Origin of the sequence: Megasphaera massiliensis (assembly GCF_036305205.1) — a bacterium.
Classification (GTDB): domain Bacteria; phylum Bacillota; class Negativicutes; order Veillonellales; family Megasphaeraceae; genus Megasphaera; species Megasphaera massiliensis.
This window is the reverse complement of record NZ_JAXIXE010000045.1, coordinates 80,970-93,986: the sequence shown is the minus strand read 5'-3', so window position 1 is coordinate 93,986 and position 13,017 is coordinate 80,970. Positions and strand designations below refer to the sequence as shown.

The 13,017-nt window shown below is 56.0% G+C and carries 11 protein-coding genes; all 11 read left to right on the top strand.

Annotation, left to right across the window (positions count from 1 at the left end; all coding sequences use genetic code 11):
- Positions 1 to 2: 2 nt before the first annotated feature.
- The 11 genes from UCI88_RS10235 (at position 3) to UCI88_RS10185 (ending at position 12,853) form a co-directional block, all read left to right on the top strand.
- Positions 3 to 2,033 (top strand): TonB-dependent receptor plug domain-containing protein, encoded by a 2,031-nt coding sequence (locus UCI88_RS10235; protein WP_256179458.1) that lies wholly within the window; start codon positions 3 to 5, stop codon positions 2,031 to 2,033.
- Positions 2,034 to 2,045: 12 nt separating this feature from the next.
- The gene (locus tag UCI88_RS10230; protein ID WP_256179459.1) at positions 2,046 to 2,963 is read left to right on the top strand and encodes a ChaN family lipoprotein; all 918 of its coding nucleotides are present in this window, start codon (positions 2,046 to 2,048) and stop codon (positions 2,961 to 2,963) included.
- Positions 2,960 to 4,681, top strand: a complete 1,722-nt coding sequence (locus tag UCI88_RS10225; RefSeq protein WP_256179460.1) for an ABC transporter ATP-binding protein — start codon at positions 2,960 to 2,962, stop codon at positions 4,679 to 4,681. The genes UCI88_RS10230 and UCI88_RS10225 overlap by 4 nt, the downstream gene beginning before the upstream one ends.
- A 159-nt stretch (positions 4,682 to 4,840) precedes the next feature.
- The gene (locus tag UCI88_RS10220; protein ID WP_044503044.1) at positions 4,841 to 5,452 is read left to right on the top strand and encodes a MotA/TolQ/ExbB proton channel family protein; all 612 of its coding nucleotides are present in this window, start codon (positions 4,841 to 4,843) and stop codon (positions 5,450 to 5,452) included.
- Between the two features lie 12 nt (positions 5,453 to 5,464).
- Positions 5,465 to 5,869, top strand: a complete 405-nt coding sequence (locus UCI88_RS10215; protein WP_044503043.1) for an ExbD/TolR family protein — start codon at positions 5,465 to 5,467, stop codon at positions 5,867 to 5,869.
- Between the two features lie 5 nt (positions 5,870 to 5,874).
- Positions 5,875 to 6,690, top strand: coding sequence for an energy transducer TonB (locus tag UCI88_RS10210; protein ID WP_256179461.1), 816 nt, complete (start codon positions 5,875 to 5,877; stop codon positions 6,688 to 6,690).
- A gap of 11 nt (positions 6,691 to 6,701) precedes the next feature.
- Positions 6,702 to 7,229 (top strand): flavodoxin family protein, encoded by a 528-nt coding sequence (locus tag UCI88_RS10205; RefSeq protein ID WP_256179462.1) that lies wholly within the window; start codon positions 6,702 to 6,704, stop codon positions 7,227 to 7,229.
- Positions 7,226 to 8,776, top strand: a complete 1,551-nt coding sequence (gene hutW / locus UCI88_RS10200; RefSeq protein WP_302356973.1) for a heme anaerobic degradation radical SAM methyltransferase ChuW/HutW — start codon at positions 7,226 to 7,228, stop codon at positions 8,774 to 8,776. The genes UCI88_RS10205 and hutW overlap by 4 nt, the downstream gene beginning before the upstream one ends.
- 159 nt (positions 8,777 to 8,935) lie before the next feature.
- A complete protein-coding gene (locus UCI88_RS10195; RefSeq protein WP_256179464.1) occupies positions 8,936 to 9,751 on the top strand; it encodes a pyridoxamine 5'-phosphate oxidase family protein in 816 nt (271 codons plus the stop codon).
- A 10-nt stretch (positions 9,752 to 9,761) separates the two neighbouring features.
- Positions 9,762 to 10,724: a helix-turn-helix domain-containing protein gene (locus UCI88_RS10190; protein WP_049917261.1), complete on the top strand. Its 963-nt coding sequence runs from the start codon at positions 9,762 to 9,764 to the stop codon at positions 10,722 to 10,724.
- A 176-nt stretch (positions 10,725 to 10,900) separates the two neighbouring features.
- Complete coding sequence (locus UCI88_RS10185; protein ID WP_256179465.1) at positions 10,901 to 12,853, top strand: TonB-dependent receptor plug domain-containing protein; 1,953 nt, start codon at positions 10,901 to 10,903, stop codon at positions 12,851 to 12,853.
- Positions 12,854 to 13,017: the final 164 nt, after the last annotated feature.

The window sequence follows — 13,017 nt, the reverse complement described above, 5'->3', positions numbered from 1 at the left end:
GAATGAACTATCGTAACTATACGGCACTCTTAGCCGTACTCATGACGACGTCCTTGTATGGAACGATTGAAGGCGCTGCCGTCGGAAATGAAGAACCGGTCCAATTAAAAGACGTCATCGTCACGGCGACCAAGACCGAAGAAGAAGTGAAGACCGTGCCTCAGGCGGTCGAAGTCTGGACGCAGGAAGATCTGCAGCTCATGGGAGCGGCGAATGTCCGGTCGGCCCTGCAACTGGCCAATAACGTCAACCTGGCCCGGGCGGGCATGACGGGGAACGCCGTCATGATTCGCGGCATGAGCACCAACCACTCGCTGATCCTCGTCGACGGCAAGCGCTATGCCGGTGAAGATACGGATGTCACGACCAACGTCTATGCCCTGGAACGCCTCGATTTGAGCGATATCGAGCGCATTGAAATCGTCCGCGGCCCGTCGAGCTCCCTCTACGGCTCCGATGCCATGGGCGGCGTCATCAATATCATCACCAAGGTCCCCGATAAGGCCGGCGGCACTGTAGGCGTCGTCACCGGTACGGAAAATACGGCGTCATACGTCAATATCGACTTTGGCAGACACCATCGCTGGTCGACGTCCTTCGACGCCCGCTGGGACCGGCTGCGGCCCTTTAACCGCTACGTCTACAGCAGCACCGTCTCCGGCCGCGGCACGCGGACCGTGACCGAAGGCTATGACCGGGCCATGTACGGCATGCGCCGCATGTACCATCTGGCCGGCGTCTATGACTTTGAAAACAGCAACGACAACAAGCTGCGCGTCGACCTGGAGTATCATAATGATGACCTGCGGTCCGATTTTGCTCCGGCCTGGTATGCCATGGGGCCCATGAAGCTTCCGATGTCGCTGGATAAGCGGGAATTTTACCATGAACAGGAGCGGGCAGCCAGCGTCGAATACACCGGGAAGACCGGCCGCAATGACTACATGTTCCGCACGTATTACAATCAGTTGAAGAAAAATTCTGTCATCTACAATGACCGCCCTCTCTTTCCGGGCATGATGGAACGGATCTTAGGCGGCATGTACCCCAGAGCCGATATGGACCGGGCTGATTACAGCACTTGGGTGACCGAAGCCCGGGATACGATGTATATCGGCGACCATCATAACCTGACCTTTGGCGGCGAATATCGGAAACTGAAATACGAAGGGACCCGCCTCTCCGGCTCGTCGGTCGGTCTTGATAAGGATGTGGCCGGGCACGAAGTCAATTCCTATGCCGGCTATGTAGAAGACTTGTGGCAGGTCAACGATCGCCTGCTGCTCATCCCGTCCCTGCGCTTTGAGCACAACAGCCAGTTCGGCAGTCAGACGACGCCTAAAATCGGCCTGACGTATAACATCGATCAGAACTGGCGCTTTAAATCGAATTACGGCCAGGGCTATAAGGCCCCGTCCATCAGTGAACTCTATATGGAAATGCACCGGGCCATGGGAGCGACGACGGTCAATATCTACGGCAATCCCGATTTGGAACCGGAAAAATCGACGAGCTTCGACTTCGGCTTAGAATACGATAAAGGCCGCAATTTCGGGAAATTGACCTATTTCCATAATAAGGTGACCAACTTAATCGAAACAGCTCCCATCGGCTATATGACCTATCAGTACATCAATATCGCCAAGGCCGATATCAACGGCGTCGAAGCCGAAGTGGGGCGCCGCCTCAATGACCGCTGGACCGTGAAGATGACCCATAACTACCTCGACGCGACCAACGGTACGACGGGCGAACGCCTCAATTATCGGGCCAGACATACGACGACGCTGCAACTCTTATACGACGATCATAAAGAAAAGGGCTTCAGTGCCGTCCTCTGGGATCAGTTCAGCAACGACTACCGCTTTGACGGACAGGATTATACCTATAATACGCTGAACTTCTCCTTCCGCAAGAAACTGAGCGGCGGCTTTGCCGTCTACGGCGGCGTCGATGATATTTTTGACAAGAAAGTCGACGACATCTATGTCGACGGCCGGATGTGGCGGATCGGCGCTGAATGGAAGTGGTAAGGGGGCGTCGTGATGAAATCCTTGTTACGAAAATCATTGACCTTGTGGGCTTGGGCCCTCGTCCTGGCCGTACCCGGACTGACGAACGGGGCTCAAGGACCGGACATCGTCGAAACGGCGACGGGCCGCAGTCTGTCGGTCTCGGAGTTAGCCGATCAGGTGAAAGGGGCGGACGTCATCTTCTTTGGGGAATTTCATGACAATACCGCCATTCACGAACTGGAAGCAGCTCTCTTTGAGGCTCTCTATGAGCGAAAAGGCCGCAATCTGGCCCTTTCGTTGGAAATGGCTGAACAGGACAGCCAGCCCGTGCTGGATGCCTATCTGAAGGGAGAGGTCCCTGAAGAAACTTATTTAGCCCAGAGCCGGCCCTGGCCCAACTATAGGGAGGCCTATCGGCCCGCCGTTGAATTTGCCAAAACACATGACCTTTCTGTCGTCGCCGCCTCGATCCCGAGGCCGGCTGCGGCGGCGTATGCCCGGACGGGGACGTTGGACGCCATTCCGGCATCGTGGAAATCCTATGTGCCGGAGCCCCTTTACCCGAGCTCTCTGGCTTATGAACGAAAATTTACGAAGATCATGAAGGCCTTAAAAGGGCGGGCCATGCCGGTATCGGAAGAAACGATCCCCAAGCTGTTTTCGGCCCAATCTTTAAAGGACAATGCCATGGCCGAAAGGCTGGCCGCTTATAAAAAGAACCATCCCGCTCATCTGGTCTATCATCTGACCGGGGCCGTCCACAGCGGCGGTTATTTGGGCTCTGTCGAACAGCTCCACCGCCGGCAGCCGGACCTCGATATACAGGTCATTACCGCCGTTTTCGCGGAGTCGTCCGAGACAGGCGGTGTGCAGCCGGGAAGGCTGTACCAAGATGAAGGGGACTATATCGTCGTCGTACCTAACACAGAGGCGGGCGATGGGGGATGAAGCGCTTTTTATCCTGCTACCGCTCGTACGGCCGGCTCCTGGCCGTCGTCGTTATCGGCTCCGTCTTATCGGCCGTCTTGGAGACCCTCTTTCCCATGGTGGTCCGCCATATCCTCGACGTCGTCCTGCCGTCCGGGGATTTAGTGGCCCTGATTCGGTCAGCCCTCGGCCTTTTGGGGCTCTACGTCCTCTGTCTGCTCCTGACCTTTCTCGTCTATTACTGCGGCCGGAATATGGGAGCCCGCATTGAGCATGACCTTCGCTGTGACCTCTTTTCCCATGTGGAAGGGCTGAGTTTTTCCTTCTTCGACCGCGTCCATACGGGACGGCTCGTGTCGACGGTCATCAGCGATATTTCAGAGATCGGCGACCTCGTCTTTCAACTGCCCAACTTAGCCCTCGTCTGCACGATTACCATGGCCGGCAGTGCCTTCTTCATGTTCCGCCTCAATTGGCAGTTGGCCGGTCTGGTCCTCGTCGTTTTGGCCCTAAAGACGGCCGATACGATATGGCTCAACCGACGGATGAAGAAGACCTTTTTCCGCGCGCGGGAGAAAATGGGGAGCCTCAGTACGGTCTGTGCCGAAAGCTTCAGTGCCATCCGGGTCATTCAGGCCTTTGGCAGTGAAAACCGCCTCTTCCGCCATTTTGAAGGGGCCAGCCAAAAGCTGCGGCAGGCCCAGAAGCGGACCAATCTCCTGGAAGCCTATTTGATGAGTACCATCCTCTTTTTTACCAATGTAAACAACTTGGTCATCATTGCTGCCGGCAGTTATTTTATCATTCACGGAGCCATGGCCGTCGCCGATTTAGTCGTCTTTTTGATGTATCTCATGCTCTTTATCCGGCCTATCATGCAGCTCACCGTCCTGACGGAACGGTATCAGCGCAGTATGGCCGGATTTCGTCGTTATGCAGAATTGATGGACCAACAGGCTGAAATCGTCGACCGTCCCGGCGCCGTCGAGGCTGAGGGAATTGAAGGGCGTCTGGAATTTCGCCGCGTGTCCTTTTCTTATCCCGGCAGCGATACGATGATTTTGAAGGATTTTAACTTGACCGTCGCGCCGGGGGAAACGGTAGCCATCGTCGGTGCTACCGGCGTCGGAAAGAGCAGCCTTGCCAATCTGATCCTTCGTTTTTATGACGTTTCGGCCGGTTCCATCGTCCTCGACGGCCGGGATATCCGCGACTATACCCTGGCGTCGCTGCGGCAGGCCGTGGGCATCGTCCAGCAGGATGTCTTTCTCTTTGCCCGCTCGATTCGGGACAATATCGCCCTTGGCGATGAGACGGCACCCGATGAGGCCCTTCGGGAAGCGGCGAAAAAAGCCGATGCCGCCGCCTTTATCGAGGCCCTGCCCGAAGGCTATGACAGTTATGTCGGCGAACGGGGCGTCCTCTTGTCGGGCGGTCAAAAACAGCGATTGGCCATTGCCCGCATGTTCCTTAAGAACCCGCCGGTCCTGATCCTCGACGAGGCCACGTCGTCCCTCGATAACGAAACGGAACTGCGGATCCAGCAGGCTTTGACGGCCTTGTCGGCGAAGCGGACGACACTGATCATCGCCCACCGCTTGGCGACGATCCGCCAGGCCGACCGCATCGTGGTCCTGACCGGAGAGGGGATTGCCGAAGAAGGGTCCCATGAAGCGCTGATAGCGAAAAAAGGGGCTTATTATGACTTATACCGGGCTCAGTTTTCTTCAAAAGCCTAGAAAAAGGCGGTATTTTATCAGTCTTTGATCCATTTTTAAAGTAAATGTCTGAACGGATCCTTTTTGACCTCCTTGGAGTAGAAAGGGGAGGGGAAAATCTGTTACAATGACACTGCTTAAAGATGAGAATTAATTTCATAAAAGGGAGCGTGTGAAAGAATGGAAGCTTTTCAGTATGCCTTACAGTTGTTTCACAGCGGCGGTCTGGTCATGTATCCTCTCTTGCTGCTGTCTATTTTTACCCTGGCCATCGCCATCGAACGCTTTGGCTACTACCGGGTGAACCGTAAAGGCTCTAAGGAATTCTGTGCCGGCGTCAGTGAGGCGGCCGAGAGCCGGGAATGGGACCGGGCTGATGCCTACTGCCGGCAATTTCCGACGGCCATGAGCCGCATCGTCGCCAACGGCCTGAAATACGGCGGCGACGAAAATCGGATGAAGACGGCCTTTCATGAACAGATGCACGTCGAAGCCATCGGCTTCCAGCGGTATCTCGACTATCTCAGTGCCATCGTCACCATCGCTCCCCTGTTAGGGCTCTTGGGGACGGTTACGGGCATGATCAGTACCTTCAGCGTCCTCGATAACGGTGCCGGTGCCTCGGCCATCAGCGGCGGTGTCGGCGAGGCCTTAGTCGCTACGGCAACGGGCCTCTGCGTAGCCATCCTGGCCTTCTGCGTCTATACCTATTTCTCGCATCAGCTCGACACGATCGTCACCGATACGGAACGGGTCTGCCTCGACGTCATGCAGGCCCAAAAAGCAGGATAGGAGGCGAACGTCATGTTTTCTCACGTCAGAATGAAGAAGAAGCCCGTGTTCATGATCATCCCCATGATCGACATCATCTTCTTCCTCCTCGTATTTTTTATGATGAACAGCTTGCAGACCGTCGCCCAAAAAGCCCTTTCCGTCCAGCTTCCTCAGGCCCAGAGCGCTTCGGCTCCGGCTCAGATGCCCTTGATCGTCACCGTCGACAAGGACGGCCATATTACCCTCGACAATAAGCCGGTCAGTATCGACGAAGCGTCGACTTTGATGAAGAAGCACATGGCCGATAATGCCAATGCCGCCGTCGTCCTCCAGGCCGATAAGGGCACGGCTCACGGCCAGGTCGTAGCCGTTATGGACATGTTGAAATCTGCCGGCGTCAAGCGGCTGGCCATTGCGGCCAAGCAGAAAGGGTGAGGTCCATGGACAGCCGTATTTCTTGGAAAAAGGCTTATGGCGGATCCCTGGTCATCCACGCCCTGGTCTTCGGCCTGTTCATGTGCTTTTTAGCCAGCTCCGTCGCTCACCATGAAGAAGAAAAAATGTACGTCATCGACCTCGATGCGTCGGAACTGACAGGCGCCGGGAGCGGTCATGCCGGCGGTGGCGGCGGAGCGGCCGATCTCTTCCCCGATAAGTTGTCCGACGCGGCCGTGGCCGAGCGAAGGGCTCAGGTCGAACAGGCTTCGTCAGCCTTGGCAGCTCCATCGGCCATATCGCCGGTAGAAAGCGCAGCGGCCAATCCCTCTCCGACAAATTCTGCTTCGTCTGATGGAGGCAGCTCTGCGGCAGGCGGGGAAGGAAGCGGCAGCGGCAGCGGCTCGGGAAGCGGCGAAGGCAGCGGGTCCGGCTCGGGCTACGGTTCTGGTTCGGGCAGCGGCAGCGGCGACGGCATCGGTGACGGAGAAGGCTACGGCGAAGGAAGCGGCAGTGGTCAGGGCAGCGGCGACAGCGGCAGTGACGGTACGGGTACCGGCGCCTTTGATACCGACGGCTTTTGGTCCGCCGTCAATGCCAATAAAACCTATCCTCCCATGGCTGTGAAGCGCGGCCTGACCGGGACGGTCTACGTGACGGTCACCCTCGACGGCAGCGGTAACTGCATCGGCGTTTCGGCCAGCGGCGACGGGCTGCTGGCTAAAGCGGCGATGAAGGCCGTCTACGCCGCCTGCCCTTATCCCAATCCGACCGGGGGCGACATCACCGTCAATGTCCCCGTTACTTTTGAATTACAGTGAGGAGAAGCATTATGAAAATAATCGTACTTTACTCATCCCGCACGGGAAATACGAAAAAAGTGGCTGAGGCTATTGCCAGTGCCCTGCCGGCCGGGACGCCGTGCCTGCCGGCAGCGAAAGCACCGTCCGACATCGAAACCTACGATCTGGTCTTTATGGGCTACTGGGTAGACCGGGGGACGGCCAATGCCGAAGCCAGGACCTTCCTCGAAGGACTGCACCATCCGAAGGTCGCCCTCTTTGCAACCCTCGGCGCAGATCCCCGGTCGGAACACGCGCAAAAGAGCCTCGACGAAGGTGCACGGCTCCTGCCCGAAGGGACGGACGTCGTCGGGACCTTCATCTGCCAGGGCGCAGTGGATCCGAAAATCATTGAAATGATGTATAAAAAATTTCATGCCGGCCATCCCCACGGGCGGACGCCGGAACGGGATGCCCGCCATGCCGAAGCGGCCAAGCACCCCGATGAAGACGACTTGCAGCGAGCCTTTGATTTTGCTGCCGATATCCTGCACTGGCTGGAAGGAGGCGGGCAATGAGCTTACAGGCTTATTACGACAGTCTGTCGCCGGAAGAGCAGGCCCTGCAGTTTGGCCTCTCCGGCGGCGATCCCTTAGGGCACGCCTTCCCGAGAAAGCGCGTCGTCCACGCCGGATTGAGCGGAAAGATCATCGCTCCGGCCGAGTCGCAGCAGATCTGGCAGGACGTGATGAGCCGTCGGCCTGCCGGGCGGGACGTCCAAACGGCATACATCCACATTCCGTTTTGCAAAACAAAATGCTTGTATTGCGGTTTCTTTCAAAACGGAACCGAGCAGGAGGCCGAAGACGAATACGTTCGCTGTCTCGTCGACGAACTGGAACAATCTGCCGACAGCCCCCGCCTGCGGGACGGTTTGATCCATGCCGTCTTCATCGGCGGCGGCACGCCGACATCGCTGTCGCCGGCTAATGCCGACTTGCTTTTGAAAACGATTCGCCGCTGCCTGCCCTTGGCCAATGACTACGAACTGACCTTGGAAGGGCGGATCCACGACGTCGTCCCGGAAAAGATGGATATTTGGTTTGAAAACGGCGTCAACCGCGTGTCTCTCGGCGTCCAGTCCTTTGATACGGCTGTCCGCCGCTCCGTCGGCCGCCTCGACGACGAGGAGACCGTCCTTCGCCGACTCGATGACGTAAGGGCTTATAACCAGGCGGTCATCGTCATCGATCTGATGTATGGCCTGCCCGGTCAGACCATGGATGTCTGGCGCCGCGATATGCGCCTTTTGACGGAATGTGCCGCCGACGGGGCCGACTTATATCAGCTCAACGTCTTCGACGGCAGCGACTTGAATAAAGCTATTTCCGAAGGTCGATTGGAACGGGCGGCCGAAACGTCCGTCCAAGCGCAGATGTTCCACGAGGCGAAAGTCTATTTGGAACAACGGGCTTATCGGCGCCTTAATATCTGCCACTGGAGCCGGACCAACCGGGAGCGCAGCCTGTATAACGTGCTGGCCCGGTCGGGGGCCGCCATGTTTCCCTTCGGCAGCGGCGCCGGCGGTCACGTCGACGGCTACGAAACGATGCTTCACCGGGCCATTTCGCCGTATCAAATGTTTGTCCGCCAGGGGCAGAAGCCCTTCATGGCCCTCATGAAACAGTCGCCCCTGCGGCCGCTGATCGACTTCGTCCAGGTCCAAATGGAACAGGGCTATCTCGATTTGAACGGTCTCATCGCCAAGGACCGCCGCTTAGGCGATTTGAAGTGGCTTTACGACCTTTGGCAGGCGCGGGGACTGGTGACCGACAACGGCACCCTCTATATGCTCACCGAAGCCGGGCAGTTCTGGCAGGTCAACCTGACCCAGACGACGCTGGAATGCATGCAGTATCTCCTGACAGGAGAATCGGTCATGAACTTAGCTGCCGTCGCTGCTCAAGATTCAGCCAAGTCCGAGGCCATGGCGGCGGCGATGAAAAAAATGAAAGAGAAGGGCGTTCAGCCCGGCATGGAAGCCATGAAAAAGATGGCAGAAGCGATGCAGCATCTTTCACCGGAAGAACTGAGCGCTGTCATGAAGCGCATGGGTTCTATGTAACTCCCCTATAGATGGGCCGGCCCTTCACCGGTCCGAAGCGACTGCTGCCCGGAGCCACTCCCTTGCTTCGGGCGGCAGTTTTTACTTGTATTTGACAAGGTTTACGGCTATCCATTAAAATTATAATGAGAGTCAATATTATTTATAAAGGAGGCTCTAATGAATACGCTCTATCTCTATGAGGATGAGGCAACCAGAAAAATAGCCCTTATGGTCAGCCGAATGGTCGGCATGGGGGCCTGCGCGTTTTATGAATCGCCTCCGTCGTGGCAGCGTTACGGCCGGGTTGTCTTGGTCATGGGGGAAAGGGGAGACATGCTCTCGTCCCTTCCCGAATGGCGGGAGCCCCTTTCAGGGAAAGCCTTGGTTCTTTTGCTTACGGCCAAGACTGAAATCAGAGAAGGCCCGGCGGCTGTCGAAGAGGGACTGGGACGGTCTTTAGCGGCGTCCTTTTTCGTTTCTAGTGAAAATTTTCTCGAAGACACGATGGAAACGGCTCGGCGCCTCAAGGCCCTGTGGCCGGCGCCTTTTGCCGATGAAGAGGCTGTGCAGGCCATGGAAGATTTTCTGGCCCAGCATAATACGGGTGTTCTGACGACTGGAAGCAACGGCACCTTGCGGGCTACGCCCATCGAGTACGTTTTCGTCGGGCAAAAGCTCTATTTCTTCAGTGAAGGCGGAGAAAAATTCATTCATCTCTACCGAAATCCCCGGGCGGCCTTTGCCGTCTTCGATGCTTTTACCGATACGGACCACTTGGGAGGCCTTCAAATCGAAGGCTCCGTACGCCTGTTAGAACCCGCTGACCCGGCCTATCAAGCTGCGGCGGCCGCCAAGGGGATTTCCGAAAAACGGCTGGCAGCCATGGCCGTCGTTCTCCACGGCATCGAATTGACGCCGCAGCGGATGACCTTTGTCTGGTCCGGCTTTGCCAAACGGAAGCAGCCTTTACGCCAGACTCGGTGCATACTTTAAGGAGGTTATCATGGATTATACGACGACGATCAAGATGGTTCGCCACGACGGACCGCTGACGGTCCTGTCTCTAGAAAATGAAACGGGGACGGCCGAAATGAACAACTGGGAAGTCTACCCCGGCATTACCCTCAGCTATCTCGAAGCCCATATGGAAGAATTTTCCTGCTATGCGCCCCTGCGGCCCGACGTCTTTGCCATCAATCACTGCGAAGAAGGCCGCATCGAATGCCGATTTAAAAACGGAGAATACCTGTACATGGGCAAGGGCGACATGTCCGTCGGCCGCCGCAGCTGCAGCGATTACTGCCATATGGCTTATTTCCCGTCATCCCACTATCATGGCTTGTCGGTCCTGGTCGATGAAAAACGGGCTCAATCCGTCGTGGACCGCCTGCTGGAACAGGAGAGCTTCTCTTTGATGTCCCTGTGTGACCGCTTTTGCAGCGATTCCGATTTCGGCATCATCGTTCAGGAAAACGAGGCCATGAAGCATCTGTTTTATGAACTCTACCACGTGCCGCCGGCCATCCGCCATCGATATTTCCGCCTGAAGATTTTAGAAATTTTTCTCTTCCTCAGTACCTTTGAAGGCAAGATGCGCCTGGACCGCCCGTACCTGACGCGGCGCCAAGTCGAAACCGTGAAGGCGGTCCACCAGGAATTGGTGGCTGATCTGAGCTGCCACTGCACGATCGAAGCGATGGCCGAACGCTACAACATGGCGCCGACGTCGCTGAAGCGCTGCTTCAAGGATGTCTACGGGACGACGATGTATCAGTACCAGAAAGAACTGCGTATGGCTAAAGCCATGGAACTCTTGGTGAAGACTGAAAAGAGCGTCCTCGAAGTCGCCAACTGCGTGGGCTATGAAAACAGCAGTAAATTTGCCGTGGCCTTCAAAAAGACGGCCGGCTGCCTGCCTCGGGAATACCGCAAGCAGCAGGCCTTTTCGGACCGATTGGAGGCCTGAGGTCACAGGCCGGTGAAAGCGCTCAATCAGGCGGAGGAAGACCTTGATTTGTGAAAAAAATGTCGTAATGGAGTGCTTTTTGGCTGAATGGAGTAGAATGTGACTACGAGATATGGTACCCTTTTAAACGAGAAACATTTTCAAAATAACTAATGAAAGAGGGGACTTATCAAACGATGAGGCATAAAAGCGCTGCTTATGTAACTTGGGGCATACTGATGGCCCTGTCCCTGCCGGCCTATGCGGCAGATGTGCAGGATACGGAACAAGGAGTGACGACGAAGAATGTCGTCGTTACGGCGACCAGGACGGAAGCGGAGGTCAAGACCGTGCCGCAGACCGTCGAAGTCATTACCGCCGAGGACATTGAAAAATTAGGCGCCACCGACGTCTATTCGGCCCTGCGGTTGGCCGATAATATACAGATCATGAATACCAGCACCGGCTTCGGTCACCGCATTTCCATGCGCGGCATGGCCAGCAACAGTGCCCTTATCCTGATCAACGGCCAGCGGACGGCCATTGAAGATACGTCGACGACACAGAACCTGTTGGCCCTCGACCGACTGAACGTCCATACCATCGAGCGTATCGAAATCGTCCGCGGTGCCGCCTCGGCCCAGTACGGTTCCGATGCCCTGTCCGGCGTCATCAACATCATTACCAAGAAGTCGTCCGGCGAACCGTCGGTTACCATGGGCGTTGCCACGGGGACGACCAACATATCCAATTACTACCACATCGATTTAGGGAAGCAGGGCAAGTTCAGCGGTACCTTCGATATGAATTTTTCCAAGGACCGCCAGTGGACGGAACACCAAGTATCGGGCCTTCCGGTCAAGAACCTCGAAGGGCCGAAGCAGAGCTACAATTTCAGCGGTACCTATGAACTCGGCGAAAATAAGAACCTCAACCTCGACCTCGGTTACTATAAAGATAAGCTGACCGGCGACTGGAGCCATAAAGAATATAACCTCGGCGCCTGGGGCGGCATCGTTCGCCTGGCCGACGCCAAGCTGGAAACGGAACGGCGCGACGCCAGCCTGAGCCTGACCGGTAAGACCGAGAACGACGACTATATGATCCGCACCTTCTACAGCAAGCTGAATAAATTCCGCTTCCTGCCCTATACGGCCTTGGCCAAAGAATACGGAGAAACGAATAACTACAGCATCTGGGGCATTGAAGGCAAGAACAGCCATAAGATCAACGGCGACCATACCCTGACGTACGGCACGGAATACAATCGCTACAGCGTCGACGGCGTCAACTTCGGAAGCGACGGAAGCGACGGCAAGGACGTCAGCACTTACGCCGCCTACATCCAGGACGAATGGCTCATCGGCGACAAATGGGTCATCATCCCGGCCGTCCGCTACGACCATCACAGCCAGTTTGGCAGCAAGACGACGCCCCACATCGGGGCGACGTACTTCCTCAACGACAACAACCGCTTCAAGGTCAATTGGGGCGAAGGCTACAAGGCGCCGAGCGTCAGCGAACTCTACATGGACTATACCCACATGGGGGTCCTGACCTTGGGCAATCCCGACCTGAAGCCCGAAGAATCGAAGAATTGGGACATCAGCTATGAAGGGGAATGGGGCAAGACCTTCGGCAAACTGACCTACTTCCACAACGATATTGAAAACATGATATCGACGCATACCGTCGGCAGTGGTCGCCGCGGCTGGAGCCAGTATTACAACATCGACGGCACGACCAAGACCCACGGCGTCGAATTGACCTTAGGCCGCAAACTGTCCGACCGCTGGGATACGAAGGTGACCAGCAACTGGACGTCGGCCGGCAATAAATCGGCATCGGCAGAAGCATCGGCCCACGGCGTCGACGGCATTGCCGACAACATCACGACCTGGCAGCTTACCTACGACGACCATAAGAAAACGGGCTGGAATGCCACGATTTGGGAACAGTGGGTCCATAATTACTACGAAAGCGACACCCATAAAGCCTACAACTATCAAACCTTCAACTTCGTCATCAACCGTAAATTCAATGAAAAGACCCGCCTTTTCGCCGGCATCGACAACGTCTTCAATAAAAAGATCGACGCCATCTACCTCGACGGACGCATTTGGCGGACGGGCATTGAAATTACCTTCTAATACACCTGCTTCTTCCTCGTAAGTACCGGTCAGCCAATCCCTTTTTCCATATAGCCATGTTCCGGACGAATGCCGTTCGGGCATGGCTTTTTTTGGAGTTAACGCGACTATTCGTTTGACAATAAAAGTCGGAAAACGTATACTAAAGAAAAGTCAAAGTACTA